The sequence below is a fragment of the Ruegeria sp. AG6 genome, from assembly GCF_056541565.1.
Window position 1 is genome coordinate 356192 of sequence record NZ_JBQFYQ010000001.1, and the last position, 25519, is coordinate 381710.

Consider the following 25519-nt stretch of genomic DNA (forward strand, 5'->3'; position numbering starts at 1 on the left):
TTGTATCGCAAGGGCCCGTCAACCCATCTAAAAGCAGAGTAATTTTGGAGTGATAACCTTGAAGACATTCGCTTTTCTGGCCGCGATGATGGCGGCTACGGCTGCCGGGGCCGCTCATGCGGAAGAACGTCGCATCAACGTTGATGCAACCGGAACAGTGCAGATTGCGCCTGATATGGCGACGATAACCTTGGGCGTGACCAACGAAGACGCCGAAGCCTCGGCTGCGATGCAGGCGACGTCAGATGCCGTTTCCAAAGTCTTGGCGCGCCTGACCGAGATGGGTATCGAAGATCGTGACGTCCAGACACGGGACCTGTCATTGTCGCCCGTCTGGTCGGGTCGTCATGGACAGAATGGGGAGACGCCCGAAATCACCGGCTTTACGGCGTCCAACCGCGTGTTTGTGCGCGTACGCGACCTGACCCAACTGGGGAAGATCATGGACGCGGTCATTCAGGACGGCGCCAATGATTTCGGGGGCTTGAGCTTTGGCGTGCAGGATCCCAAACCGATCGAGGCGCAGGCGCGTGCCAAGGCCGTTGGCGAAGCCACGGCCAAAGCACAGCAGTTGGCAGAGGCAGCGGGCGTGACGCTTGGTCCGGTTCAGTCGATCTCGGAGCAAACAGCTGGCATTCGTCCGATGGCAGAAATGCGCGCGCTGAGCATGGCGGATGCGGGTGGTGTTCCCGTCGCGGGCGGCGAGGTGTCGGTTTCCGTCAGTGTCTCGTTGGAATTCGAGATTTCAGACTAAGATCACGCTTTCACACGGGCCATCAGCGGTTTGCGCTGCTGGCCCGTGCCGTCAAAATTGTCGGGCGACAGCCAGGCTTCGAATGCATCGCGAATGCGCGGCCATTCAGTGTCGATGATCGCGTACCACGCCGTATCCCGATTGCGGCCCTTGTAGTGGGTCGCCTGTCGAAACACCCCTTCGAAAGTAAATCCCAGCCGTTCAGCGGCATTGCGTGACGGTGCATTCAGTGCGTCGCATTTCCACTCGTACCGGCGATAGCCGAGCTCGTCGAAAACCCGCTTCATCATGAGGTACATGACCTCGGTCGATTGCGGCTTGCGTTGCAGCAGCGGCGAGAAGTGGATGTGGCCGACTTCGATGGCACCCGCTGCGGGTTCGATCCGAAGATAAGAGGCCATGCCGACTGGCACTTCGTCCGCATCCAATACGGAATGAAACATCGGGTCCGCATCCATGCAGTTGGCGCGGGCCCAGTCTTCAAATTCCGGTTCGCTGACAAACGGGCCATAGGGCAGGTAAGTCCAGTTACGGCCATCCCTGTCATTGGCAAACGCCCGAAAAAGTCCGGGCGCATGGCGATTCACATCCAGTGGCACGACAGAACAGTACCGGCCTTCCATCGGTGTGTAAGGCGGCGTCGGGCGCGGAAAGTCACCCGACACCGGCAAACCGATGGGCTGGCCAAGGTCGTTTGTGTCGTGCCCGGCCATAGTCAGGCGCTGGCCTTGGCGAGGGCCTGATCAAGGTCCGCGATCAGGTCGTTCACGTCTTCGATGCCGATTGACACCCGCACGACACCGGGGCCTGCGCCCGCGGCTTCCTGTTGTTCCGGCGTCAGTTGTCGGTGGGTGGTCGAGGCCGAGTGGATGATCAACGAGCGGGCATCGCCCAAATTGGCCACGTGGCTGAAGATTTCCAGCGCGTTGACCAGTTTGATACAGGCGTCATAGCCGCCCTTCACCGCAAAAGTGAACAATGCGCCAGCGCCACGTGGATACTGCGATTTGACCCGGTCCTTGTAAGGTGATGACGGCAATCCCGCATAGGTGACGTATTCCACCCGGTCATCCGCTTCCAGCCACGTTGCGATTTTCTGGGCGTTCTCCACGTGGCGCTCCATACGCAGCGACAGTGTTTCGATCCCCATCAGCGTGTAATGAGCTGCCTGCGGGTTCATGGTCATGCCCAGATCACGCAGACCGATGGCAATGCCGTGGAAGGTGAAGGCCAGCGGGCCAAAAGTCTCATGGAATTTCAGGCCGTGATAGGCAGGCTCGGGTTCGCTCAGTGACGGGAATTTGTCATTCGCGGACCAGTCGAACTTGCCAGAATCCACGATGCACCCGCCGGTGACGGTGCCGTTGCCGGTCAGGTATTTGGTGGTGGAATGCACAACCAGTGTCGCGCCATGCTCGATCGGACGGCACAGGTAGGGCGTGGCCGAGGTGTTGTCGACAATCAGCGGGATGCCCGCAGCATCAGCAACATCCGCCAACGCGCGGATATCAGACACATAACCGCCCGGATTGGCGATGGATTCGCAGAACACGGCGCGGGTGTTTTCGTCGATGGCATCCTTCACGGCGTCCAGATCATCGGTGTCCACGAATTTGGCGGACCAGCCAAAGCGTTTGATCGTCTGGCTGAACTGCGTGACCGTGCCGCCATACAAACGGGTCGAGGCGACCACGTTGCAGCCGGGCCCCATCAGCGGAAACAGCGCCATGATCTGTGCCGCATGCCCGGACGAGCAGCACACCGCCCCGACGCCGCCTTCAAGCGTCGCCACGCGTTCCTGCAGAACGGCGACGGTTGGGTTGGTCAGGCGTGAATAGATAAAGCCCACCTCTTGCAGGTTGAACAGGGCCGCTGCGTGGTCCGCATCCCGGAACACATAGGCCGTGGTCTGATAAATCGGTGTCTGGCGTGCTCCGGTCGCCGGGTCGGGGCGGGCACCCGCATGAATTTGCAATGTGTCGAAACCGTAGGTCGGGCCGTCAGACATCGTGAAAATCTCCTGTTGGTATCTGTCTTGCGGAATCTGTAGGCCATTGCCCGCCTGCGCACAACGATCCTGTCAGCGCAGCCAGAGTCCTTTGCTTTTGATCGCGTTGCGCAGTGCCTGTTCCCGCCGCGGCAGATTGTCCTGATCAAAGAGCGCACGGATTTTTTCGCCTTTGCCCTGAAGAACCAGCTTTTTCAGCGGATCATACTGTTTGAGCACTTTTTTGACCTTGTTGGGGGCCGCGACGGTTTCCAGCACATCGATCACGTGATCGCTTTCGCGGGCATAAAGCAAAGGGAACAGGCGATAGTGGCAGCTGACGGACCCATCCAGAAGCCCGTCCGGCAAAGCGTCCCGCCCGCCGCCGAAAGAATGAATGACCAGCGGCAGGGCCGCCTGATCCAGCCATGGGTCAAGGTTCTGGCCCGTCAGTTCGGGAATGTTCTCATCCCGGATCGTTCTTGCGTAGTCCAGGTACCGTTCACCGAACATCCTGGGGCATTTGAAAAAAAAGTAACCTGAGTTGAAGTAAAGGTATCGCCGCCAGTAATCATGGGGTTGGCCCGGATCAACCGAGCTTTCGAAATCCAGCCCGAAGCGCGCATAAAGCGCCCGCCAGATACCGTCAAAGCCGGGGCCGTACAGCGTCGGCTTTGGCCATGTGCCCTCGACCTTCAGTGAGGCTCCGGGGTGGTTGAAATCGAACGGGACGCTTGTGATGTCGCCGGTGATCAGCGTGTCTGTGTCGAAGAACACAAAGGGTTCACCTTCCGGCAGGGCCGACAAGGCTTCGATCTTGTTGCCATAAGGGTAGCTTTCGCCGAAAACATGCGAGTCGAAGGGTAGGATTTCGGCATCCAACTGTTTCAGGGCCTTCAGAACGTCTTCGTCCTGGATGCTCGGGTTGTGGGTCCAGCGCGGGCCCGGGTTGGGTGTGGCGACAAACAGCCGGCCTTTGAACCCGGGCGAACAATGGCGAAGCGAGGCCGCGAACAACAGGGCCTCATATTGCAGGCGGTTGTTTTGCCCGACAACCGCGATGTTGAATTTCCGAGAACTTGCCTGCATCTATGCCCATTCCTGAAAGCTGCCGGAACCGGCACCCTTTGATCCGGGTTACAGCAAGCGGGGTGGGGCGTCAAAAGCCGAAAGTTTGATTTCTTGTTATCTATGGCATTCCTCTCATCGCGCCGAGAAAGGGCTGAGCAAGGTCATTTTGCGGATTTTCCGAGGTTGGCCCGGTTCATGTCGTAAGGGAAAATCGGTGGCGTGCGATGCTGACCGAACCTTGTATGCCCATACCCGCACAGCCCTTTCCTGGGCAAATCCTGCCTTCGGACCCAATGATTCAACGCTTTTCGTGCTTAACCCCTAAGCGAAGTGCCCAAAAACACGGTTGTTTTTGCAAGGCTTTTCATTTTTTGACCATTTGGCAAATTTTACCAATTGATAAAAAAAATATTTGTGGCAAGCTGAGAGCATAACAAACATATCTACAGGGAGTAGAGTGATGGCACAGGGCCAGATGGCACCCGGCATCGTAGCCGGGCGGCTTTCAAGCGATGAGCTGACCTCAAATTTCACCGATCTGCATCCGCCACTTGCGCAGCACGAGGCCGCAGTAGCCGCAGATCGCTGTTATTTCTGCTATGACGCGCCATGCGTGACGGCCTGTCCAACGGATATCGATATCCCGTTGTTCATTCGCCAGATTCAAGCCGGTCAACCGCAATCAGCAGGGCGCACGATTCTGGAACAGAATATTCTGGGCGGAATGTGCGCTCGGGTCTGTCCAACCGAAACATTGTGCGAAGAGGCCTGCGTTCGCGAGGCCGCCGAAGGCAAACCGGTTGAGATCGGGCGCCTGCAACGTTTCGCCACCGATGAAATCATGGCCTCGGGCGTGCATCCGTTTGAACGTGCGCCTTCGACCGGCAAGACAGTTGCCGTTGTAGGGGCCGGGCCTGCGGGTCTGGCCTGTGCCCATCGGCTGGCGATGCTGGGCCATGACGTGGTGATCCATGAAAGCAAGCCCAAACCCGGCGGCCTGAATGAATATGGTATCGCGGCCTACAAATCGACCAACGATTTTGCACAGGCCGAGGTGGACTGGCTTCTGAAAATCGGCGGGATTGCAATCGAGACCGGTTCGGTTTTGGGCGAAAGCATCTCATTGGATGGGCTGGTCGAAAACTACGACGCGGTGTTTCTGTCCATCGGTCTAGCCGGCGTCAACGCCTTGCGTGCAGGCGGTGTTGACAAGGACGGTGTGCGGGCCGCGGTTGATTTCATATCGGACGTGCGGCAGGCCAGCGACCTTGCCGATCTGCCCGTTGGCCGGAATGTGGTCGTCATCGGCGGGGGCATGACGGCTGTGGATGCCGCCGTGAAATCCAAGCTTCTGGGCGCCGAAAACGTCACGATTGCCTATCGCCGCGGCCGGGATGCCATGGGGGCCAGCCGGTACGAGCAGGACCTGGCAGCGTCGCATGGCGTTCGGATCATGACCAATGTTCAGCCAGTGGCCATCCACGGCAATGGCGCCGCGACCGAGATCGAGCTGGAATATACCTCCAGCCAGAACGGTCAGCTCATCGCAACCGGAGAAACGATCCGCTTGCCGGCCGATCAGGTTCTCAAGGCCATCGGACAGACCTTGGAGGGCGCACCCGAAGGCCTGACGCTGGATGGCAACAAGATCGCCGTCAGCGGCGCTGGCCGAACCTCTTTGGCTGGTGTCTGGGCTGGTGGTGACTGCGCTGCGGGCGGTGAAGATCTGACCGTAACGGCCGTTGCCGAAGGTCGGGACGCGGCGATGGACATCCACGCGACGCTCGTTTCGTGATAGGGTGGGGTATTCACCCCATTCCTTTCGCTGCTGAGGTATTCCCATGTCCCAGATCGAACAAGCTGTTGCTCAACACTATACCACCGGTGCACTGACCGAACGCGTCCGCGCGGCGCTGGAGGCCAGCGGCATCGACCCGGATGCGGCCACTGTCGCTGATCTGAAGGCGGGGGATGAATTCCATACCGGCGGCGTTCTTGCGACCGACAACCTGTTTGCGCAACTTTCTCCGACCCATGCGACACGCGTTCTGGACATCGGATGCGGCATCGGAGGCACATCCCGGTACATAGTGGACAAATACGACTCAACGGTGACAGGGATCGACCTGACGCCCGAGTTTGTGGAAACCGCAACTGCGCTCAACGATCTGGTCGGACATTCCGAAAAGGCCAGCTTTCTTGTTGGCAGTGCTCTGGACATGCCTGTGCCGGATGCCAGGTTCGACCTTGCCGTCATGATGCATGTGGGCATGAATATCGAAGACAAAGCGGGGCTGTTCGCGGAAGTGTCACGGGTTCTGGCCACCGGTGGCACCTTTGCCTTGTTCGACGTCATGGGCGGAGAGGTGGATGAGCCGCTGGCTTTTCCGCTTCCCTGGTCCACATTGCCGGAAACCTCATTTGTTCACGCGCCGGATGTATACAAGGACGCCGCGGCCGCGGCCGGTCTTGAGCTGGTTGCCGAAACAGACCGCACCGCGTTTGCGATCCAGTTCTTCGAAGACGTATTTGCCAAGATAGCCGAGACCGGACCAGCGCCGCTGGGAATCCACCTGATGATGGGCGAAACGGCGCCCGAAAAGTTCCAAAACTACGTCAAAAACCTCAAGGCCGGGCGTATTCGCCCGACCGAAATGATATTCAAAAAATCCGGCTGAGCCGGGAAGGGAGAAGCCATGGCCGATCTGACGACAAACTTTCTGGGCATTTCCAGCCCCAACCCGTTCTGGCTGGCCTCTGCGCCGCCGACGGACAAGGAATACAATGTGCGCCGCGCCTTCGAGGCCGGGTGGGGAGGAGTTGTCTGGAAAACGCTGGGGTCCGAGGGGCCTCCGGTCGTGAACGTGAATGGCCCGCGCTATGGCGCAATCTACGGGGCCGACCGCCGTTTGCTGGGCCTGAACAATATCGAACTGATCACGGATCGTCCTCTCGAGGTGAATCTCGAGGAAATGGCGCGGGTCAAATCCGATTACCCGGATCGCGCCTTGATCGCGTCGATCATGGTTCCGTGCGAGGAAGAAGCATGGAAGGCCATTCTGCCACGCGTGGCAGAAACCGGTGCGGACGGGATCGAGCTGAACTTCGGCTGCCCTCATGGGATGAGCGAACGCGGCATGGGCTCGGCCGTGGGGCAGGTGCCGGAATATATCGAGATGGTCACCCGCTGGTGCAAACAGTATTACGACCGCCCGGTCATCGTTAAGCTTACGCCGAATATCACAGATATCCGCAAACCGGCTGCGGCCGCCAGAAACGGTGGTGCGGATGCGGTGTCGCTGATCAACACCATCAATTCGATCACCAGCGTCAATCTGGACACGTTCAGCCCTGAACCGTCCATTGACGGCAAAGGCAGCCACGGTGGGTATTGCGGCCCGGCAGTAAAGCCCATTGCATTGTCGATGGTGTCCGAGATCGCGCGGGCCGAGGCGACGCGGGGCCTGCCGATTTCCGGCATCGGCGGCGTCACCACTTGGCGTGACGCGGCCGAGTTCATCTCGTTGGGTTGCGGCAACGTTCAGGTGTGCACCGCTGCGATGACCTATGGCTTCAAGATCATTGACGAACTGACGGCAGGGCTGTCGGAATGGATGGATGAGAAAGGCTATTCCAGCATTGATGAGGTGATCGGACGTGCGGTGCCCAATGTCACCGACTGGCAGTATCTGAACCTCAACTACGTCGCCAAGGCGAAGATCGATCAGGATCAGTGCATCAAGTGTGGCCGGTGTTATGCTGCCTGCGAAGACACCAGCCACCAGGCGATTTCCATGTCCGAGGACCGTGTCTTTGAGGTGATGGATGACGAATGCGTCGCTTGCAACCTCTGCGTCGATGTTTGTCCGATCGAAGGCTGCATCGATATGGTGCCGATGGCAGCGGGCGAGGTTGATCCCCGGACCGGAAAAGAAGTTCAGCCAACTTATGCGAACTGGACGACGCATCCGAACAACCCGATGGCCAAGGCGGCCGAATGAGGGGATTGCGACAGATTGTCAAGGGGCCGTTATTGCGGCCCCTTTTTTCAGGGGCTCAGAAGTTTGCGGTACAACGTGTCAACAAAGGCTTCTGCACCCTCGAACGGATCTTCGTTGCCCAGAATTGCACGAACCTGAACATCGAAATCTGCATAGTGCTGCGTCAAGGCCCAGATCGAGAACACCAGGTGGTAGGGGTGCACCCGCGCGATTTTTCCCTGATCCATCCAGCCGGTAAGGATCGTGACCTTTTCGTCGACCAGTGTCTTGAGATCATTGGACAATGCATCGTGAATACGCGGCGCGCCCTGTACAAGCTCGTTGGCAAAAAGGCGGCTTTCCCGTGGTAGCTCCTGACTCATCTGCAACTTGCGCCGAATGTATGCCAGGATTTCCTCCATCGGATCGCCATTGGCGTCCAGATCATGCAACGGAGCCAGCCAGGTATCCAGCAGGCCGGACAGCAATTCAGTATGGATCGCTTCTTTTGATGGGAAATAGTACAGCAGGTTCGGCTTGCTCAGACCTGCTTCTGCTGCGATCTGGTCTACGGTTGCGCCGCGAAACCCGTGGGCTGAAAACACGTTCAGGGCGGCCTCTAGAATCGCGGCGCGGTTCTTTTTCTGAATACGGGTTGGTGCGCGGTCTTTTGGCATGTTTTCAGCGTGTCTCTTTTTTCGTCGAACAGATGCGGGACGTACTGAAAATTTCAGCTGAACCGCGCAAATTCTTGACTGATACCGAACCCGTGATAGCGTGAGTTTGACCATATGGTCAAATCAAGACATCAAAAGCGAGCCAACTCGCCAGCAAACAGGGAAGATGAACATGGCAGCTCCGGCGCAGAATCTCAGGATCAATGGCGACAGGTTGTGGGACAGTCTGATGGAGATGGCCAAGATCGGCCCGGGTGTCGCCGGTGGCAACAATCGCCAGACCTTGACGGATGAGGACGCGGAAGGCCGCGCCTTGTTCCAGAAATGGTGCGAGGAAGCAGGGTGCACCATGGGGCTTGACCAGATGGGCAACATGTTTGCCCGCCGCGAAGGCACTGACCCGGACGCGCTGCCGGTTTACGTGGGTTCGCATCTGGATACGCAGCCGACCGGCGGCAAATATGATGGCGTGCTAGGTGTCCTGGGAGGGCTGGAACTGATCCGGACGCTGAACGACCTGGGGATCAAGACGAAACATCCGATCGTCGCCACCAACTGGACAAACGAAGAAGGCACGCGTTACGCGCCGGCGATGCTGTCTTCGGGCGTTTTTGCCGGGATGCACACGCAAGACTGGGCATACAACCGCGAAGATGCTGAGGGCAAAAAGTTCGGGGATGAGCTGAACCGGATCGGCTGGCGTGGTGATGAAGAGGTGGGCGCCCGCAAGATGCATGCGTTCTTTGAACTGCATATCGAACAGGGCCCGATCCTTGAAGCCGAAGGCAAGGATATCGGCGTCGTCACCCATGGTCAGGGGCTGAGCTGGACGCAGATCACGGTAACGGGCAAGGATGCGCATACCGGATCGACACCGATGCCGATGCGCAAGAATGCCGGGCTGGCCATGGCGCGGATCCTGGAGAAAGTCGACGAGATCGCATGGTCTCATGCTCCGCATGCGGTGGGTGCGGCAGGGCATATCGATGTTTACCCGAACTCACGCAACGTGATTCCGGGCAAGGTGGTGTTTACGGTCGATTTCCGCTCGCCCGAGCTGGAGGTAATCACCGACATGGAGAACCGCCTGCGGGTGGCTGCCGAGGACATCGTTGACGAGATGGGTCTTCAGATCGAATTCGAGAAAGTCGGCGGGTTCGATCCGGTGAAATTTGACGATGCTTGCGTATCGGCCGTGCGAAACGCAGCCGAACGGCTGGGCTATTCGCACACTGATATCATCTCGGGCGCGGGGCATGATGCCTGCTGGATCAACCGGGTTGCGCCGACCGCGATGATCATGTGCCCCTGTGTTGACGGGCTGAGCCACAATGAAGCCGAAGAAATCAGCAAGGAATGGGCCGCAGCCGGAGCGGATGTTCTGCTGCATGCCGTGGTCGAGACTGCCGAAATCGTGGAATAGGGGGCGCTGCCCCCGTCGCCCCAAGGGCGACTCCCCCGGGATATTTTTGGCCAGATGAAGCAAGCGGCGCAGACCGCATCAGGGAGTTCAAAATGAGTACTGTCATCAAAAACGGAACCGTTGTCACCGCGGATTTGACTTACAAGGCGGATGTATTGGTCGAGGGTGGCGTGATCACCGAAATCGGCATGAACCTGACGGGGGACAAGGAACTGGACGCAACCGGCTGTTTTGTGATGCCGGGCGGTATTGATCCTCATACCCATCTCGAAATGCCGTTCATGGGCACCTATTCCAGCGATGACTTTGAAAGCGGGACGCGGGCGGCCCTGGCGGGCGGCACGACCATGGTTGTTGATTTTGCACTGCCGAACCCCGGTGAAAGCCTGCTGGATGCGCTGAAACGTTGGGACAACAAGTCGACACGGGCCAATTGTGACTATTCGTTCCACATGGCGGTGACCTGGTGGGGGGAACAGGTGTTCGACGACATCAAAACCGTGATCGAGACGCGCGGTATCAACACCTTCAAGCATTTTATGGCCTACAAGGGCGCGCTGATGGTGAATGATGATGAGCTGTTCGCCTCGTTCAAGCGTCTTGCCGAGCTTGGCGGTACCGCCCTGGTGCATGCCGAGAACGGAGATGTGGTGGCAGAGCTGAGTGCCAAGCTGCTTGCCGAAGGCAATACCGGCCCCGAGGCACATGCGTATTCGCGCCCGCCGCAGGTGGAAGGTGAAGCCACCAACCGAGCGATCATGATCGCGGACATGGCGGGTGTCCCGCTGTATGTTGTTCACACCTCGTGCGAAGAGGCGCATGAAGCCATCCGCCGGGCAAAAATGCAGGGTAAACGGGTGTGGGGAGAACCCCTGATCCAGCACCTGACATTGGACGAAAGTGAATATTTTAATCAGGATTGGGACCATGCGGCGCGACGGGTCATGAGCCCTCCGTTCCGCAACAAACAGCATCAGGACAGCCTGTGGAATGGCCTGCAATCGGGAACGCTGAGCGTGGTTGCAACCGATCATTGCGCCTTCACAACCGAACAGAAACGCTTTGGCGTAGGGGATTTCACCAAGATCCCGAACGGCACCGGCGGGCTGGAAGACCGGATGCCGATGTTGTGGACACATGGGGTCAACACTGGACGTCTGACACCGAACGAATTCGTGGCTGTCACTTCAACAAACATTGCCAAGATATTGAATTGCTACCCTAAAAAGGGTGCGGTTCTGGTCGGGGCGGATGCTGATCTTGTTGTTTGGGATCCTGAGAAAAGCAAGACAATCAGCGCCGCGTCGCAGCAATCTTCGATCGACTACAATGTGTTCGAGGGCAAAGAGGTCAAAGGCCTGCCGCGCTTTACTCTGACGCGGGGTCAGGTGGCGGTGCATGACGGTGAAATCCGGACGCAGGAAGGTCATGGGGACTTTGTCGCGCGTGAGGCGAACACCACCGTCAACAAGGCGCTGAGCACCTGGAAAGAGCTGACCACCCCAAGACCCGTCGAGCGGACAGGAATTCCGGCGACCGGTGTTTGATCGGTTGGGGCCGCTTTGCTGGCGGCCCTGACACCACTCTTTTCAAGGCAATAAAATGAACACTGAAAGCACGACCCAGCCCGTCATCGAGGCAAGGCAGCTAGACCTGACATTCCAGACCAATGATGGGCCTGTACACGCGCTTAAAGACGTGAACCTGACAATAGACAAGGGCGATTTCGTCAGTTTCATCGGGCCGTCCGGCTGTGGCAAAACCACCTTTCTGCGTTGTATCGCAGCCCTGGAGACACCTACGGACGGGACGCTGACCGTCAATGGCATGACGCCTGATGAGGCGCGTCGAAACCGGGCGTACGGGTATGTCTTTCAGGCGGCGGGCCTATATCCCTGGCGTACTATTGCAAAGAACATAAAACTGCCTCTTGAGATCATGGGATACCCTGCTGCCGAACAGGATGAACGGGTGAAAAAAGTCCTGGAACTAGTTGATTTGGAAGGGTTTGGCGGCAAGTTTCCCTGGCAGTTGTCCGGTGGGATGCAGCAGAGGGCCAGTATTGCTCGGGCCCTTGCGTTCGACGCGGATATCCTGCTGATGGACGAGCCGTTCGGGGCGCTGGATGAGATCGTGCGGGACCATCTGAACGAGCAGCTTCTTGAGCTTTGGGCGCGTACGGAAAAGACGATCGGATTTGTGACGCATTCCATTCCCGAGGCGGTTTATCTGAGCACAAAGATCGTGGTGATGAGCCCACGGCCCGGGCGGATCGCCGATGTGATTGACAGCCCGCTGCCCAAGGAACGGCCGCTGGACATCCGCGACACCCCGGAATTCATCGAGGTCGCGCATCGCGTGCGCGAAGGTTTGCGGGGTGGGCATTCCAATGATGGCTGAGTTGAATGCGGATAAAATCCGGCGCGCGGCGCCAGGTGATGTGCCTGCCTGTGCCAGGGTTGTTCATGACTGGGCCACGCAAACGGACTGGATGCCCGACGAACTGCCGGTTGATGAACTGGCGAAGCTGATCAGCGACGCATTCGACAGCCGTGAAATGTGGGTCGCAGGTGATCCGGTCGATTGCTACATGTCATTGGACCCGGCACAGAATAAAATCGGCGCGCTGTATTGCAGCCGGACGGGGCAGGGTATCGGCAAGCGCCTTGTCGACAAAGCAAAAGAGGGCCGAAATTTTCTCTGGCTGACGACGCACCGGCCCAATACGGCGGCGCAACGTTTTTATCGCCGTGAAGGGTTTGAAGTGACTGCCGAGGAACCCCCTGTGCCGCCGGATACCGTGCCCGTCTATCGGATGGAGTGGCGTGCATGAAGCAAGTCATCGCCGTATTCACAGTCATCGCCGCAATTGTTCTGTTCTGGTACGTGGCCTGTATTCCGATGAACATAAAGGGCGTGTTGACCGAACAGGAACGCGCGGGGGCCGTCGTACAGCCGCCGTCTGCCAAGGACCGGCGGGACATGTCCGAGGTTGGTCTTGTTTTGAACAACACATTCGCCATCCCGGCCACGTGGGAACAGGACCGGCCTCGACTGCCGGCCCCGCATCAGGTCGCCGTAGAAATGTGGGAAACGACGGTCCAGAAAAAGATCACTTCGAAACGGTCGCTGATCTATCATGGCTGGGTCACGCTCAGCGCGACGATGCTGGGATTTGCGATTGGCACCGGCCTGGGGATCCTTCTGGCCGTGGGTATCGTGCATAGCCGCGTTATGGACCTGTCGGTCATGCCATGGGCCATTGTCAGTCAAACCATTCCGATCATCGCGCTGGCGCCGATGATCATTGTGGTGCTGTATTCCGTTGGTATCCAGGGCATCATTCCCAAGGCGATCATATCGGCCTATCTGAGTTTCTTTCCGGTTGTCGTCGGCATGGTCAAGGGCCTGCGCAGCCCCGATGCGATGCAGCTGGACTTGTTGCGGACGTATAACGCCAGTCGGTCTCAGGGCTTTTGGAAATTGCGCCTGCCGGCATCCATGCCGTATCTGTTCACCTCGCTGAAAATCGGGATCGCCGCGTCGCTGGTCGGCGCCATTGTTGGTGAGCTTCCGACAGGGGCTGTTGCCGGTCTGGGCGCGCGATTGCTTGCCGGCAGCTATTACGGTCAGACGGTACAGATCTGGTCGGCTCTGTTCGCGGCTGCCATTCTGGCGGCATGCCTGGTCGGGTTGCTGGGGCTGATTGAACGTGCAGTACTGAAACGAATGGGGATGGCGCAATGATACTGGTTTTGTGTGCTGTTCTGCTTTGGCTTTTGGGCTGGTGGTTGAACAGCCGGTTGGCCAGCGGGCCTTATGCCGACACCCGAATGGTGCGGTTTCTGGCCCCGCTGATCTTTGGCCTGACGGTCATCGGGATCTGGGAGCTTCTGGTGCGCGGGCTTGAGGTTCCTCTGGTCATCCTGCCCGCGCCGTCGGTAATTGCGGTACGGTTTGCGGACAGCCTTCCGATCCTGTGGGCTGACTTTGTGCAGACCATCATCAAGGGCGCGCTCAGCGGCTATGTCATCGGGTGCATCGCGGCCTTTCTGATGGCGATTGCGGTGGATCGCTGGGATTTCCTGCGTCTGGGCCTGTTGCCGGTCGGCAATTTCGTGGCCGCCCTGCCGATTGTCGGAACCGCCCCCATTCTGGTGATGTGGTTTGGGTTCGACTGGCACTCCAAGGCGGCGGTGGTGGTTGTGATGGTGTTCTTTCCGATGCTCGTCAACACCGTGGCAGGCCTGCGGGAAGCCACCTCGATGCAGCGCGATCTGATGGAGACCTATGCCGCAACCTATTGGCAGAGCTTCATGAAACTGCGTTTGCCCGCAGCGATGCCCTTCATTTTCAACGGGTTGAAGATTTCCACCACTTTGGCTCTGATCGGCGCTATCGTGGCCGAGTTCTTCGGTTCACCGACACTTGGTATGGGGTTCCGGATCTCTACCAGCGTCGGGCAATTGTCGCTGGACATGGTCTGGGCCGAAATCGTTGTTGCGGCACTGGCCGGCACGGCCTTTTATGGGCTGGTGGCGGGGATCGAAAAAGTGGTGACCTTCTGGCACCCGTCACAGCGCGGATAAAACAAAGAAATCAACAGACCCCGAAATTGGGGCACAACAAGCAACTAGGAGAAATGAAGATGAACAAGCTACTCAGCGGGGCGGTTGCCGCCTTTAGCCTGGCAGCCAGTGCGGCGCTGGCGGCGGATGAGGTGACATTGCAACTGAAATGGGTCACGCAAGCACAGTTCGCGGGCTATTATGTTGCCAAGGACAAGGGCTTTTACGAAGAAGAGGGGCTGGACGTCACCATTCTGCCCGGCGGGCCTGACATCGCTCCGACGCAAGTGATTGCAGGCGGTGGTGCCGATGTGACCGTCGAATGGATGCCTGCCGCGCTGGCTGCCCGTGAAAAAGGGCTGCCGCTGGTGAACATCGCGCAACCTTTCAAAAGCTCGGGCATGATGCTGACCTGCTGGAAAGACGCCGGGATCTCGTCGCCCGAAGACCTCAAAAACCGCACGCTGGGTGTCTGGTTCTTTGGCAACGAGTTTCCCTTCATGAGCTGGATGAGCCAGTTGGGCATCAGTACCGATGGCAAAAGCGAAAACGGAGTGGAAGTTCTGAAGCAGGGCTTCAACGTCGACCCGTTGCTTCAGCGTCAGGCGGATTGCATCAGCACCATGACCTACAATGAATACTGGCAGGTCATCGATGCCGGTGTCAGCCCGGATGAGCTGGTGACCTTCAAATACGAAGACCAGGGCGTGGCAACGCTGGAAGACGGCCTTTATGTGCTGGAAGAGAACCTGAGCGATGCGGCCTTCGCCGACAAGATGGAGCGGTTCGTTCGCGCGTCGATGAAGGGGTGGAAATATGCCGAGGAGAACCCGGACGAAGCGGCGGAAATCGTTCTGGAAAACGATGCAACCGGTGCTCAGACGGAAGAGCACCAAAAGCGTATGATGGGTGAGATCGCCAAGTTGACCGCAGGGTCGAACGGCGCGCTGGACCCGGCTGATTTCGACCGCACCGTCAACACATTGCTGGCAGGCGGGTCTGATCCGGTTATAACCAAAAAGCCCGAAGGGGCCTGGACACATCAGATCACCGATGCTGCACTGAATTGATCTCAGCCTTTCCTTGGGGAATTGAGGCGCGGTCCCAATCGGGGCCGCGTTTTTCATTCTAAATGCCGGATATGTGTCTGTACTCGACCTGAAATCAGAGTAGTATTTACCTGTAAACGAACGCATTTCATACGAATTGTGAACCTCACGGGATAAAATGCAGGCATTTGCATCAGAATTCAGCTCTGCCATCGCGCTGATCTTTGAGGGAGACTCAGAGCTGTGGGCGATTGTGCTGTTGTCCCTGAAAGTATCCGTGTTTGCGGTTCTGATTTCCGCCCTGATCGGCATGCCCGTCGGTGCCGCTCTGGCTGTGGCCAGGTTTCCGGGGCGGCGGATGCTGATCGTTCTGATGAATGCCCTGATGGGGTTCCCGCCCGTGGTCGTGGGGCTGCTGGTCTATCTGATGCTGTCCCGTTCCGGCCCGTTGGGTGTGCTAGAGCTTTTGTATACCCCGACGGCCATGATCATTGCGCAGGTCGTGTTGGTCACTCCTATTATCGCGGCATTGACCCGGCAGGTGGTCGAAATGCTGGCCGAGGAATATTCCGAACAGCTGCGATCACTGGGCGTGTCGCGGCTGGCATCGGTTCCCGTGCTTCTCTGGGATGCGCGGCTGGCACTGGTTACCGCCTTGCTTGCGGGGTTTGGGCGCGCCATTGCCGAGGTCGGCGCGGTGATCATCGTGGGCGGCAACATCAACCATGTGACGCGCGTAATGACGACGACGATCGCGTTGGAGACGTCGAAGGGAAATCTGGCGCTGGCGTTGGCGCTGGGGGTAATCCTGATCGGGATCGCGGTGGCCGTGAACGCGATGGTCAGCGCGATCAGCCTGCGGGCCGAACGGGAAGGGGTGCGTCATGCGTGACCTGCTCTGCGACAGGGTGAACTGCCTGAAGGTCGAGAACCTGCAAATCCGCACTAGCGGCAAGGCGTTGTTGGACGTCTCGTCATTGGTTCTGGATGGGCCGGGGCCAACCTTGATTCTTGGCCCCAACGGTGCAGGCAAAAGCCTGTTGCTGCGCTGTCTGCACGGGCTGATCACGCCGGATCGGGGGCAGGTCGTCCAGGGTGGAAAACCGCTGGGCGCGGCACAGAAAGCCCGCCAGGCCATGGTGTTTCAGAAACCGGTTCTGCTGCGCCGATCTGTTGCGGCAAACCTTGACTTCGTTCTCAAGCGTCAAGGCATGGGGCGAAGGGCCCGTAAGGCCCGTATCGCCGAATTGCTGACCGAAGGCGGGCTGGACGGCAAGGCCAGACAACCCGCGCGGTCATTGTCCGGGGGAGAAGCGCAGCGATTGGCGATTCTCCGTGCGCTGGCGCTGGACCCCGAGACCTTGTTTCTGGACGAGCCCACCAGCGCTCTGGATCCCAGCGCGACCCAGATGATCGAACGAATGATATTGCGGGCATCGGCTCGGGCCGTGCGGATCGTGATGGTGACGCATGATATCGGTCAGGCCCGTCGTTTGGCCTCGGACGTGGTCATGATGCAGGGCGGGCATGTCGTGGAACACGGTGTGGCAAAACAGGTTTTGAATTCACCCGAAAGCGATGCGTCGCGCCGCTATTTGGCGGGCGGGTTGGTTACATGAAATACAGAAAGCGGAGAGTGTGATGTTCCGGAAATCAATTCGGGCAGCGGTGGTGGCTGTGGGCCTGTTGACCAGCGCGGTTTCGGCGGAAGAACCGTTTATTGTGGTGCAGTCGACCACGTCTACACAGAACTCGGGACTGTTGGATTACATCCTGCCGTGGTTCGAAGCCGATTCAGGTATCGATGTCCGTGTCGTGGCGGTTGGAACCGGTCAAGCCATTCGGAACGCCGTCAACGGGGACGGGGATGTTCTTTTGGTTCACTCCAAACCGGCCGAGGAGAAATTCGTTGCTGATGGTTGGGGCGTAGAGCGGAAGGATCTGATGTACAATGATTTCGTTCTGGTCGGCCCCAAGTCTGACCCTGCCCGAATTCGCGGCGGCGTCGATGTGTTGGCCGCGCTGTCGAAAATCGCCGAGGTGGAAGCGCCGTTTGCATCACGCGGTGACGACAGCGGAACACACAAGGCCGAGCTGGGCTATTGGTCCGCAGCCGGGCTGGACCCTGCCGAGGCTTCGGGTGCTTGGTATCGCGAGACCGGATCTGGTATGGGCGCGACGCTGAACGTGGCCAGTGGAATGGATGCCTATACGCTGACGGATCGAGCCACGTGGCTGTCTTTTGGAAACCGGGGAAATCTTGAGGTATTGGTCGAAGGGGATCCGCGCCTGTTCAATCAATACGGTGTGATTCTTGTGAACCCTGACAAGCACGCGCATGTGCGGGCGGCAGCCGGCCAACGTTTCATCGACTGGCTGACGGGGCCGGACGGGCAGGAAGCGATTGCGTCGTTCAGGCTGGACGGACAGCAGGTGTTCTTTCCGAACGCCGACTAAGCCGGCCTGCGGCGGGCGCATCCTGACAAGGTAAAAGGCGGGTGAGGGCTCACCCGCTGGCACCGTTGTGGTGTATCGTGCCCAGGCCCGACAGGTCGTAGCCACCGAATTCACGGGCCCTTTGCGCAAATTGATCCGAGCGCAGCAGCGTTATCAGTTTCTGCATTGGCGGATCAAAATATGACCTGCGCCAAATCGCCAGATCCAGCCTCTCGGAATGGGTGGGGACGAAACCCAGGTTGTAAAGCCCTGCCAAAGCCCCCAGCCCAAAGCCGGCCTCGGCCTTTTCGCCGTGAAGGGCGATGGCCAGTTCCTCTTCGGTGCGTGCGCAGCCGGGGGTTGCGTCCAGATCGTCTCGGCTCATGCCATGTGCTTCCAGCTGGCTATCGAACAGGTGTTGGCTGGCCGCACTGTCCTGACGCATGATCACGCGGCGCGATTTGAGATCCTTAAACGTTTTGATATCCGATATGCCCGGGGCAAGAAGCAGCCCGCGCTTGCGTCGGGCGATTTCGTACAACACCACCGGCCCTTCGCCCAAGGCGTCACGCAGGGATTTTTCGTTGAACCCTCCGTCTTCGTGGATATGCAACACGGCCGCCTGTGCGCTGCGTTCGCTCAGCCGTGTCAGCCCGTCAAAGGAGCCGTCGTAATAGGTGGCAAGCCCCGATCCGCTTTCACGCAGCGCCCAGTCCAACAGAGGATCATGGCTACCTGCTACAATCGGAGGCAGAGGCGGTTCGGCCACCTGCGGGCCGGATCGCGACGCGTTGAGCCAGGCAATGATTTCGGCCCGCGGGAACAACAGCTTGCCCATGGCGCGAACACAGGGCACCTCGCCCGAGGAGGCAAGATCATAGGCTTTGCGCTCGCCGATGCGCAGCAGATCGGCCAGTTCGCGGGTGGTCAGGTATTGCGACATTCAGTCGAGGCGCACGGCAGAGCCGGACGTGGCGTCGGCGGCGATGAACCCGATCCGATCCAGCACGACAGGGGCTGCCACTGCAATGACGACCATTGCGGCGACCGCGGCAAGAAAGGCTTTCATGGTCTCCTCCAGTTCAGTTCCGGGCACCCGTTGCGCGGCGCAGAAAAACAATAAGATCCTGACGATCCTGAGCTTGTGTAATTCGCTGCATCGGCATCTTGGACCCCGGAATGTAATGGTCTGGCCCTTCGTCGAAAAGAGCATTTATCGTTTCGTCATTCCAAATGATATCAGAGCCTTGCAGCGTATCCGAGTACAAATATCCCGGGAACGTGCCCGCGCGCCTGCCGAAAACCCCGTGCAAGGAGGGGCCTGCGCGGCGCTGGCTGTTGGGGGTGAGGCTGTGACAGATCGAGCATTTCCGCGCGAACTGACGCTCACCATTGTCCATCTCGTCGGGGTTTTGCAGAAAACTTGGCTCGGCAAAAGCCATCTGTTGCCGATCGGACAGGGCGGTTACCGGCCAACTGTACATGGCCTCGTCGATCCCGCCAGCATGGATGTTTTCACCATCGACCGAGAAGGCCAGGGCCCAGACTGGCCCCCGCAACGTTGCGCGAAAGTCCTGCGCGATGCGCCAGTCCGAGGTATCGATGACCATGATATAGCCTTCGCCGTCGCCCACGGCCAGAAACCGACGATCCGGGCTGAGCGCCATGGCCAGGATCGGGCGACGATCCAGAGTGAAATCGCGTTCTTCACCGGTGGAAAGGTCCAGTATTCGGGTCACTCCGTCGACGGCACCGTAAGCGATCCAGTTGTCCTGTTCATTCAGGACCAGCTCGTTGATACCGAACCCGTGTTCGATGAGCCGGTTGATCTCTTGCCCAGTCGAGATATCCCAAATGCGCAGCGACCCATCCATGCTTGCTGAATAAAGCCGTGTGCCGTCAGAAGAAAAAACTACGGCGTTCACACCGCTTCCCGTCGGTCCAAGAGTTGTGGGCGCGGCTCCGTTCACGGGCCAAAGCCCAATCATTCCGTCCCAACTGGCGGTTGCGACGTGGGTCTTGGACGCTGCAAGACCCACGATCTTGCCCTGATGTCGCCCAACCACGTCGCCACCGGGCCACTTGCGCAGGGTGAAGTCATCTCCCGCCGAGTAGATGGCCGTGCCATTGAAGGCAACGGCGTTCACGGCGGCTTCATGACCTTCCAGCCATTCGGGGGTCCGATCATCCCACAGCCCGACGGAATTGTCGAAACTGGCTGTTGCGATACGCCCGTCCGAGGCTGTGGCGATCCCCATGATTGGGCCGCCGTGTCCCTTGAGTGTGAAGAATTCGGCCAAGGCGGGCAGAGGGATCAGCGCCAGGGCCAGTACCAGCCCCCGCATCTATTCAGCAGGCGAGGCGGCGGTTTTGCCTGCCTCTTTTTTCTGAACTTCTTCCAGCCATAAAGAGTGGTGTTCACGGGCCCATTGTTCTTCGACCTCGCCGGTGCCCATGGCGTCAAAGGCGCCCTCCATTCCGACAGAGCCGAGATAGATATGCGCCACGATGATCGCAATGAACACATAAGCAACCATCACGTGCCAGACCTGAGCATATTGCATTTCTTCCTGCGGCGACATCTGCACCGGCAGGTTCAGGCCCATCATTTGCGGAATACCGGTCGCATTGGCGATCTGGAAGGTTTTGGCAAACAAGGGCATCTCGAACGGGAACAACAGCGACAGACCCGACAGGCTGATGGAGGCGCCCAGCAGGATGCAGGCCCAGAATATGATCTTTTGACCAGCGTTGAATTTCTTTGCCGGTGGATGGCTGTTCTTGGTAAACAACCCGCCACCCGCGGCCAGCCATTTCAGATCGACGCGGTTGGGGATATTATGGGCAATCCAGTTTACCGTGACGATGATCAGGCCCAGCATGAAGGCCCAGGCCAGATTGTTGTGCAACCACTTGCAGCCCTGTGCGAGGGCTGCAAAGCCCTCTTTCCCGAAAACCGGGATCAGGAAGTCGCGCCCATAAAGCGTCAGCAGGCCCGTGACGCCAAGGATCAGGAATGACCCGGCAAACAACCAGTGGCCGAACCGCTCGAACCCGTTGAAACGCGTGACCGTACGGCCGGTTTTCTCACCATCGATGCGAATTTTGCCTCGGATCAAGAAAAATAACAGGATGATGCCCAGCATCCCGGCAATGATATAGGTGCCGTATTCGCGCAGCGGTCCGGTGCGGAAGGTCAGCCACCACATGCCGCCATCCTGAATCAGCACGCTGTCTGCCGGACCATGAGAAGACACCGTCACATCAGCCGAGCCATAGCGCAAAGCGCGATACACGTCACTGTCCGAGGCCACTCCACGCGTGCCAAGCTGACCCAGCAACCCCTCGGCATTGCCCTGACCAGTGTTCTCGGAACGATAGCTGTTGTCGACGGTTTCACCACGCTGCCGGGCGAGAATGTCTTCCAGCGTTGTCGCTCCGCCGGTCGAGGTGCGCTCATCCGTCGTGGGTTCAGAGGTCTCTTGCGCCCATGCGGCTCCGGTCAGAAAAATCGAAACGAGCAGAAACTGAATCAGACGCATAGGGATATCCTCCTGTGCATTTTCATATCAGCGGTCAAATCCACCGATTTGCTGGTGAAAAACGGCGCCGACCGGTGCGAGCGCTTCGCGAAGATCATCCTTGGCCGGACCATACACGTCCAACCCCACTGGCGTCAGAAGCGCCAGAAACCGTTCCGCAAAATTAGCACCAAAATTTTGCATATGTATCATGGCATCTTCGGAACTGGCATAGCGTTCATAGATATGAACGGCCGAACCGGTCATGTGCCATTCATAGCTTCTGGCGCCGGTTTCTTGCAGTGTGGCCGCGACCATTTCCGCCATAAGCGCTTCGAACTCATCCTTTTTATCCAGATCGAGGTCAAGCTTCAGCAGCCAGTAAACATCATTGGTCATGCGCGCCTCTCAAATTTGTTTGCTGTGACGTTGCAGGAAACGGATCCCCGATCACATCACCTGAAAAGCCCCCCGCAAAGGGCGGGAGGCTGTTTTGTCAAAAGCCGGATTTCAACCGTCTTTCTGGTCGTAGGCCGTGCCCCAGCCCCAGGCGCCCGAGCCGAAACCGCGCGCCACGACGCGTTCACGGTAAACTGCGGAAACCACGTCGCCGTCACCGGCGAGCAGGGCCTTTGTGGAACACATTTCGGCGCAGATGGGCAGCTTGCCCTCGGCGATCCGGTTGCGACCGTATTTGGCGAACTCTGCGGTCGAGTGCGTTTCCTCGGGGCCGCCGGCGCAGAAGGTACATTTGTCCATCTTGCCGCGCGATCCAAAGTTGCCCGCCTGCGGGTATTGCGGCGCACCGAAGGGGCACGCATAGAAGCAATAGCCGCAGCCAATGCACAGGTCCTTGGAGTGCAGCACGACCCCTTCTTCGTTCTGATAGAAGCAGTCGACCGGGCACACCGCCATGCAGGGCGCATCCGAACAATGCATACAGGCGACCGAGATCGAGCGTTCGCCCGGGTTGCCGTCATTGATCGTCACCACCCTTCGGCGGTTGATGCCCCACGGCACCTCGTGTTCGTTCTTACACGCGGTTACGCAGGCGTTGCACTCGATGCAGCGTTCAGCGTCGCAGAGAAACTTTGCTCTAGCCATTAATCGTCCTCCTTACGCTGCCCAGATCTTGCAGAGAGTCGCCTTGGTCTCCTGCATCTGGGTCACTGAATCATAGCCATAGGTCTGGGCGGTGTTGGTACTTTCACCCAGCACATAGGGGTCTGCACCTTTGGGGTATTTCTCCCTGAGGTCCTCGCCCTGGAAATGGCCGCCGAAGTGGAACGGCATGAAGGCCACGCCGGCACCGACCCTGTTGGTCAGCATCGCCGTCACCTTGACTTTGCCGCCCTCGGGGCCTTCGACCCAGACCTGTGATCCGTCCCGAATGCCAAGGTTGTTGGCATCGCGCGGATTGATCTCGACGAACATGTCCTGCTGAAGCTCAGCCAACCACGGATTGGACCGTGTCTCATCACCGCCGCCTTCATATTCGACCAGACGACCAGACGTTAGGATTATCGGGTAATCCTTTGAAAAGTCGTTCTTCTGGATCGAGGCGTACAAGGTCGGAAGGCGATAGGCATGCCGGTCCTCATAGGTGGGATAGTCGGCCACCAGATCGCGCCGCGGCGTGTAGAGCGGCTCGCGATGCAGCGGGATCGGATCCGGGAAGGTCCAGACAACCGCGCGGGCCTTGGCGTTCCCGAAGGGCGCACAGCCATGTGCAATCGCGACCCGCTGGATGCCGCCGGACAGGTCGGTTTTCCAGTTGGTCTTTGGTCCGGCCACGGCGTCGATGGCCGCGCGTTCCTCGGCCGTCAGATCACCGTCCCAGCCAAGATCCATCAGCATCTGCATCGTAAACTCTGGATAGCCATCCTGAATTTCCGACCCAACGCTATAGACCCCTTCGGCCAGCAGGTTGTCGCCGTCGCGTTCCACGCCAAAACGGGCGCGGAAGGTCAGGCCGCCTTCGGCCACCGGTTTGGACATGTCATAGAGGTTTGGTGTCCCCGTATGGCCCATTTCCGGTGTGCCCCAGCAGGGCCACGGTAGACCGTAATATTCGCCGTCGTTTGGTCCACCAATGGCTTGCAGCGTGGTTCTGTCGAACGTGTGCTGGTTGGCCATATGGCTTTTCAGACGTTCCGGCGACTGACCGGTATAGCCGATGGTCCAGAGGCCCGAGTTGAACTCACGCGTGATGCTTTCAACATTCGGGGTTTCGGGGTCTTCCATCTCGATATTGCGGAAGAACCGATCCGCCCAGCCGAACTTGTTGGCGAACTTGGCCATGATGACCTCGTCCGGCAGACTTTCGAATAACGGATCGACCACCTTGTCGCGCCACTGCAACGACCGGTTCGAAGCCGTGACCGAGCCACGGGTTTCGAACTGCGTACAGGCCGGCAACAGGTAAACGCCATCGGTCCGGTCATGCAAAACGGCGGAAACGGTGGGATACGGGTCGATAACGACCAGCATGTCCAGCTTTTCCATCGCCGTCTTCATTTCCGTCATCCGGGTCTGCGAGTTGGGCGCGTGGCCCCACAGAACCATGGCGCGGACATTGTTGTCCTGATCCATGTTGGCCGGGTCTTCCAGAACACCGTCAATCCAGCGGGAAACGGGAATGCCGCGCTCGTTCTGCAGCGGTTTGTCCTTGCCGTCCTTGTCCTTGATCGTGGCGAACTGACCGGCCAGCCATTCAGGTTCTTCGCCCCAGACACGGGCCCAGTGACCCCATGCGCCTGCGGACAGGCCATAATAGCCGGGCAGGGTATGGGAAAGAACACCAAGGTCCGTTGCGCCCTGAACGTTGTCATGACCGCGGAAGATGTTGGTGCCACCACCCGAGGTGCCCATGTTGCCCAGTGCAAGCTGAAGTACGCAATACGCGCGGGTGTTGTTGTTGCCGTTGGTGTGCTGCGTTCCGCCCATGCACCAGACAACCGTTCCGGGACGGTTGTTGGCCATCGTGCGGGCAACCCGCTTCAACTGCGACCCCGGAGTGCCGGTGACACGTTCCACCTCATCCGGGTTCCACTTGGCAACTTCTTCGCGGATCTGATCCATGCCCCAGACACGGGTGCGGATGAACTCTTTGTCTTCCCAACCGTTGTCGAAGATGTGCCAGAGGATACCCCAGATCAGCGCAACGTCCGTGCCGGGGCGGAAACGGACATATTCATCCGCGTGCGCCGCAGTGCGCGTAAAGCGCGGGTCGCAGACGATCAGCGGGGCGTTGTTCTGCTCTTTTGCGCGCAGAATATGCAGCAGCGAGACGGGATGCGCCTCGGCAGGGTTGCCGCCGATGATGAAGATCGCCTTGCTGTTGTGCATGTCGTTGTAGCTGTTGGTCATGGCGCCGTAGCCCCATGTATTCGCAACGCCCGCAACAGTGGTCGAGTGGCAGATCCGGGCCTGATGGTCCACGTTGTTCGTGCCCCAGTAGGCGGCGAACTTGCGGAACAGATAAGCCTGTTCGTTGTTGTGCTTGGCCGAGCCCAACCAGTAGACGCTGTCAGGCCCGCTTTCTTCGCGGATGCTCATCATGCCGTCGCCGATCTCGTTGATCGCCTCTTCCCAGCTGATGCGCTTCCACTCTCCGCCTTCTTTTTTCATCGGGTATTTCAGGCGGCGCTCGCCATGGGCGTGCTCGCGAACCGAGGCCCCTTTGGCGCAATGAGCGCCCAGGTTGAACGGGCTGTCCCAGCCGGGTTCCTGCCCGATCCAGACGCCGTTCTGAACTTCGGCAACCACGGTGCAACCGACCGAACAATGCGTGCAGACGGATTTGATGTTCTCGACTGCCGTGTTGGCTGCGGTCTGGGCGTTGGCTGGCGTCACGGTTCCACCCGTGGCGCTGATCGCGGCAAGGCCGCCGATCGTCAGGCCCGAGCCACGCAGGAATGCGCGGCGATCGACGGTATTCTCGCCGATTTGGGACAGGATACTTGTCCGCTGGGGGCGTCTCGCAACCCCGTTGGTCTTTTTCCTAAGCATTTGTTTCCTCCCTTGCGCGCCGTGTATGCCACGGCTGGCTTG

The 25519-nt window shown here is 58.9% G+C and carries 25 protein-coding genes; 14 read left to right on the forward strand and 11 right to left on the reverse strand.

The window, feature by feature from the left end:
- Window positions 1-49: 49 nt before the first annotated feature.
- Window positions 50-754, forward strand: a complete 705-nt coding sequence (locus ACR0I0_RS01775; RefSeq protein ID WP_480489959.1) for an SIMPL domain-containing protein — start codon at window positions 50-52, stop codon at window positions 752-754.
- Window positions 755-756: 2 nt separating this feature from the next.
- On the opposite strand, the gene ACR0I0_RS01780 is transcribed toward ACR0I0_RS01775, so the two are convergent.
- The 3 genes from ACR0I0_RS01780 to ACR0I0_RS01790 form a co-directional block, all read right to left on the reverse strand.
- Window positions 757-1467, reverse strand: a complete 711-nt coding sequence (locus ACR0I0_RS01780) for a GNAT family N-acetyltransferase (RefSeq protein ID WP_171633105.1) — start codon at window positions 1465-1467, stop codon at window positions 757-759.
- A gap of 2 nt (window positions 1468-1469) precedes the next feature.
- On the reverse strand, window positions 1470-2762 hold the full coding sequence (locus ACR0I0_RS01785) for an O-acetylhomoserine aminocarboxypropyltransferase/cysteine synthase family protein (RefSeq protein WP_171633102.1): 1293 nt from the start codon (window positions 2760-2762) through the stop codon (window positions 1470-1472).
- Window positions 2763-2834: 72 nt separating this feature from the next.
- Window positions 2835-3830, reverse strand: a complete 996-nt coding sequence (locus ACR0I0_RS01790) for a hypothetical protein (protein ID WP_480489961.1) — start codon at window positions 3828-3830, stop codon at window positions 2835-2837.
- A 442-nt stretch (window positions 3831-4272) separates the two neighbouring features.
- Between ACR0I0_RS01790 and ACR0I0_RS01795 the strand changes: the two genes are divergently transcribed.
- The 3 genes from ACR0I0_RS01795 to preA are packed head-to-tail and all read left to right on the forward strand — an operon-like array spanning window position 4273 to window position 7813.
- Window positions 4273-5607 carry an NAD(P)-dependent oxidoreductase gene (locus tag ACR0I0_RS01795; RefSeq protein ID WP_171723451.1) on the forward strand — a complete coding sequence of 445 codons (1335 nt, stop codon included), beginning with the start codon at window positions 4273-4275 and terminating at the stop codon, window positions 5605-5607.
- Between the two features lie 46 nt (window positions 5608-5653).
- The gene (locus ACR0I0_RS01800; protein ID WP_480489963.1) at window positions 5654-6490 is read left to right on the forward strand and encodes a methyltransferase domain-containing protein; all 837 of its coding nucleotides are present in this window, start codon (window positions 5654-5656) and stop codon (window positions 6488-6490) included.
- Between the two features lie 18 nt (window positions 6491-6508).
- Window positions 6509-7813, forward strand: a complete 1305-nt coding sequence (gene preA / locus ACR0I0_RS01805) for an NAD-dependent dihydropyrimidine dehydrogenase subunit PreA (RefSeq protein ID WP_171633091.1) — start codon at window positions 6509-6511, stop codon at window positions 7811-7813.
- A 47-nt stretch (window positions 7814-7860) separates the two neighbouring features.
- Here preA and ACR0I0_RS01810 read toward each other — a convergent pair whose 3' ends face one another.
- A complete protein-coding gene (locus tag ACR0I0_RS01810) occupies window positions 7861-8469 on the reverse strand; it encodes a TetR family transcriptional regulator C-terminal domain-containing protein (RefSeq protein ID WP_171633089.1) in 609 nt (202 codons plus the stop codon).
- Window positions 8470-8641: 172 nt separating this feature from the next.
- On the opposite strand from ACR0I0_RS01810, the gene ACR0I0_RS01815 reads away from it, so the two are divergent.
- The 10 genes from ACR0I0_RS01815 (at window position 8642) to ACR0I0_RS01860 (ending at window position 17966) form a co-directional block, all read left to right on the forward strand.
- Window positions 8642-9892: a Zn-dependent hydrolase gene (locus ACR0I0_RS01815; RefSeq protein WP_480489964.1), complete on the forward strand. Its 1251-nt coding sequence runs from the start codon at window positions 8642-8644 to the stop codon at window positions 9890-9892.
- 92 nt (window positions 9893-9984) lie between these two features.
- On the forward strand, window positions 9985-11439 hold the full coding sequence (gene hydA / locus ACR0I0_RS01820; RefSeq protein WP_480489965.1) for a dihydropyrimidinase: 1455 nt from the start codon (window positions 9985-9987) through the stop codon (window positions 11437-11439).
- Between the two features lie 55 nt (window positions 11440-11494).
- Window positions 11495-12292, forward strand: a complete 798-nt coding sequence (locus tag ACR0I0_RS01825) for an ABC transporter ATP-binding protein (RefSeq protein ID WP_171633083.1) — start codon at window positions 11495-11497, stop codon at window positions 12290-12292.
- Entirely contained in the window at window positions 12282-12725 is a 444-nt protein-coding gene (locus ACR0I0_RS01830; protein WP_253283241.1) for a GNAT family N-acetyltransferase, read from the forward strand. Before ACR0I0_RS01825 ends, ACR0I0_RS01830 begins: the two co-directional genes overlap by 11 nt.
- Complete coding sequence (locus ACR0I0_RS01835) at window positions 12722-13639, forward strand: ABC transporter permease (RefSeq protein ID WP_171363011.1); 918 nt, start codon at window positions 12722-12724, stop codon at window positions 13637-13639. The genes ACR0I0_RS01830 and ACR0I0_RS01835 overlap by 4 nt, the downstream gene beginning before the upstream one ends.
- Window positions 13636-14481: an ABC transporter permease gene (locus ACR0I0_RS01840; RefSeq protein ID WP_171231810.1), complete on the forward strand. Its 846-nt coding sequence runs from the start codon at window positions 13636-13638 to the stop codon at window positions 14479-14481. Before ACR0I0_RS01835 ends, ACR0I0_RS01840 begins: the two co-directional genes overlap by 4 nt.
- Window positions 14482-14540: 59 nt before the next feature.
- On the forward strand, window positions 14541-15530 hold the full coding sequence (locus tag ACR0I0_RS01845) for an ABC transporter substrate-binding protein (protein WP_152457702.1): 990 nt from the start codon (window positions 14541-14543) through the stop codon (window positions 15528-15530).
- Between the two features lie 157 nt (window positions 15531-15687).
- Window positions 15688-16401 (forward strand): ABC transporter permease, encoded by a 714-nt coding sequence (locus ACR0I0_RS01850; RefSeq protein WP_480489968.1) that lies wholly within the window; start codon window positions 15688-15690, stop codon window positions 16399-16401.
- Window positions 16394-17128 (forward strand): ATP-binding cassette domain-containing protein, encoded by a 735-nt coding sequence (locus ACR0I0_RS01855; RefSeq protein ID WP_171723443.1) that lies wholly within the window; start codon window positions 16394-16396, stop codon window positions 17126-17128. The genes ACR0I0_RS01850 and ACR0I0_RS01855 overlap by 8 nt, the downstream gene beginning before the upstream one ends.
- 22 nt (window positions 17129-17150) lie before the next feature.
- Window positions 17151-17966 carry an ABC transporter substrate-binding protein gene (locus tag ACR0I0_RS01860; protein ID WP_171633073.1) on the forward strand — a complete coding sequence of 272 codons (816 nt, stop codon included), beginning with the start codon at window positions 17151-17153 and terminating at the stop codon, window positions 17964-17966.
- A 49-nt stretch (window positions 17967-18015) separates the two neighbouring features.
- On the opposite strand, the gene ACR0I0_RS01865 is transcribed toward ACR0I0_RS01860, so the two are convergent.
- From ACR0I0_RS01865 to ACR0I0_RS01895, 7 genes are all read right to left on the reverse strand, one after another.
- Window positions 18016-18888 carry a helix-turn-helix transcriptional regulator gene (locus tag ACR0I0_RS01865; RefSeq protein ID WP_171633070.1) on the reverse strand — a complete coding sequence of 291 codons (873 nt, stop codon included), beginning with the start codon at window positions 18886-18888 and terminating at the stop codon, window positions 18016-18018.
- Window positions 18889-19014 carry a hypothetical protein gene (locus tag ACR0I0_RS01870; RefSeq protein ID WP_480489969.1) on the reverse strand — a complete coding sequence of 42 codons (126 nt, stop codon included), beginning with the start codon at window positions 19012-19014 and terminating at the stop codon, window positions 18889-18891. It abuts the gene before it with no gap.
- A gap of 13 nt (window positions 19015-19027) precedes the next feature.
- Window positions 19028-20290, reverse strand: a complete 1263-nt coding sequence (locus ACR0I0_RS01875) for a c-type cytochrome (protein WP_480489971.1) — start codon at window positions 20288-20290, stop codon at window positions 19028-19030.
- Window positions 20291-21487, reverse strand: a complete 1197-nt coding sequence (locus ACR0I0_RS01880; protein ID WP_480489973.1) for a formate dehydrogenase subunit gamma — start codon at window positions 21485-21487, stop codon at window positions 20291-20293.
- A 27-nt stretch (window positions 21488-21514) separates the two neighbouring features.
- A complete protein-coding gene (locus tag ACR0I0_RS01885; protein ID WP_171633062.1) occupies window positions 21515-21865 on the reverse strand; it encodes a putative quinol monooxygenase in 351 nt (116 codons plus the stop codon).
- Window positions 21866-21976: 111 nt separating this feature from the next.
- A complete protein-coding gene (fdh3B, locus tag ACR0I0_RS01890) occupies window positions 21977-22570 on the reverse strand; it encodes a formate dehydrogenase FDH3 subunit beta (protein WP_010439472.1) in 594 nt (197 codons plus the stop codon).
- Window positions 22571-22582: 12 nt separating this feature from the next.
- Window positions 22583-25477 carry a formate dehydrogenase subunit alpha gene (locus ACR0I0_RS01895; protein ID WP_480489974.1) on the reverse strand — a complete coding sequence of 965 codons (2895 nt, stop codon included), beginning with the start codon at window positions 25475-25477 and terminating at the stop codon, window positions 22583-22585.
- Between the last annotated feature and the right edge of the window lie 42 nt (window positions 25478-25519).

Excerpts from the sequence above, each read along its gene's own strand:
- ACR0I0_RS01780 (WP_171633105.1), bottom strand. The coding sequence starts at position 1,467 with ATGGCCGGGCACGACACAAACGACCTTGGCCAGCCCATCGGTTTGCCG.
- ACR0I0_RS01785 (WP_171633102.1), bottom strand. The coding sequence starts at position 2,762 with ATGTCTGACGGCCCGACCTACGGTTTCGACACATTGCAAATTCATGCG.
- ACR0I0_RS01790 (WP_480489961.1), bottom strand. The coding sequence starts at position 3,830 with ATGCAGGCAAGTTCTCGGAAATTCAACATCGCGGTTGTCGGGCAAAAC.
- ACR0I0_RS01795 (WP_171723451.1), top strand. The coding sequence starts at position 4,273 with ATGGCACAGGGCCAGATGGCACCCGGCATCGTAGCCGGGCGGCTTTCA.
- ACR0I0_RS01800 (WP_480489963.1), top strand. The coding sequence starts at position 5,654 with ATGTCCCAGATCGAACAAGCTGTTGCTCAACACTATACCACCGGTGCA.
- preA (WP_171633091.1), top strand. The coding sequence starts at position 6,509 with ATGGCCGATCTGACGACAAACTTTCTGGGCATTTCCAGCCCCAACCCG.
- ACR0I0_RS01810 (WP_171633089.1), bottom strand. The coding sequence starts at position 8,469 with ATGCCAAAAGACCGCGCACCAACCCGTATTCAGAAAAAGAACCGCGCC.
- ACR0I0_RS01815 (WP_480489964.1), top strand. The coding sequence starts at position 8,642 with ATGGCAGCTCCGGCGCAGAATCTCAGGATCAATGGCGACAGGTTGTGG.
- hydA (WP_480489965.1), top strand. The coding sequence starts at position 9,985 with ATGAGTACTGTCATCAAAAACGGAACCGTTGTCACCGCGGATTTGACT.
- ACR0I0_RS01825 (WP_171633083.1), top strand. The coding sequence starts at position 11,495 with ATGAACACTGAAAGCACGACCCAGCCCGTCATCGAGGCAAGGCAGCTA.
- ACR0I0_RS01830 (WP_253283241.1), top strand. The coding sequence starts at position 12,282 with ATGATGGCTGAGTTGAATGCGGATAAAATCCGGCGCGCGGCGCCAGGT.
- ACR0I0_RS01835 (WP_171363011.1), top strand. The coding sequence starts at position 12,722 with ATGAAGCAAGTCATCGCCGTATTCACAGTCATCGCCGCAATTGTTCTG.
- ACR0I0_RS01840 (WP_171231810.1), top strand. The coding sequence starts at position 13,636 with ATGATACTGGTTTTGTGTGCTGTTCTGCTTTGGCTTTTGGGCTGGTGG.
- ACR0I0_RS01845 (WP_152457702.1), top strand. The coding sequence starts at position 14,541 with ATGAACAAGCTACTCAGCGGGGCGGTTGCCGCCTTTAGCCTGGCAGCC.
- ACR0I0_RS01850 (WP_480489968.1), top strand. The coding sequence starts at position 15,688 with ATGCAGGCATTTGCATCAGAATTCAGCTCTGCCATCGCGCTGATCTTT.
- ACR0I0_RS01855 (WP_171723443.1), top strand. The coding sequence starts at position 16,394 with ATGCGTGACCTGCTCTGCGACAGGGTGAACTGCCTGAAGGTCGAGAAC.
- ACR0I0_RS01860 (WP_171633073.1), top strand. The coding sequence starts at position 17,151 with ATGTTCCGGAAATCAATTCGGGCAGCGGTGGTGGCTGTGGGCCTGTTG.
- ACR0I0_RS01865 (WP_171633070.1), bottom strand. The coding sequence starts at position 18,888 with ATGTCGCAATACCTGACCACCCGCGAACTGGCCGATCTGCTGCGCATC.
- ACR0I0_RS01870 (WP_480489969.1), bottom strand. The coding sequence starts at position 19,014 with ATGAAAGCCTTTCTTGCCGCGGTCGCCGCAATGGTCGTCATTGCAGTG.
- ACR0I0_RS01875 (WP_480489971.1), bottom strand. The coding sequence starts at position 20,290 with ATGCGGGGGCTGGTACTGGCCCTGGCGCTGATCCCTCTGCCCGCCTTG.
- ACR0I0_RS01880 (WP_480489973.1), bottom strand. The coding sequence starts at position 21,487 with ATGCGTCTGATTCAGTTTCTGCTCGTTTCGATTTTTCTGACCGGAGCC.
- ACR0I0_RS01885 (WP_171633062.1), bottom strand. The coding sequence starts at position 21,865 with ATGACCAATGATGTTTACTGGCTGCTGAAGCTTGACCTCGATCTGGAT.
- fdh3B (WP_010439472.1), bottom strand. The coding sequence starts at position 22,570 with ATGGCTAGAGCAAAGTTTCTCTGCGACGCTGAACGCTGCATCGAGTGC.
- ACR0I0_RS01895 (WP_480489974.1), bottom strand. The coding sequence starts at position 25,477 with ATGCTTAGGAAAAAGACCAACGGGGTTGCGAGACGCCCCCAGCGGACA.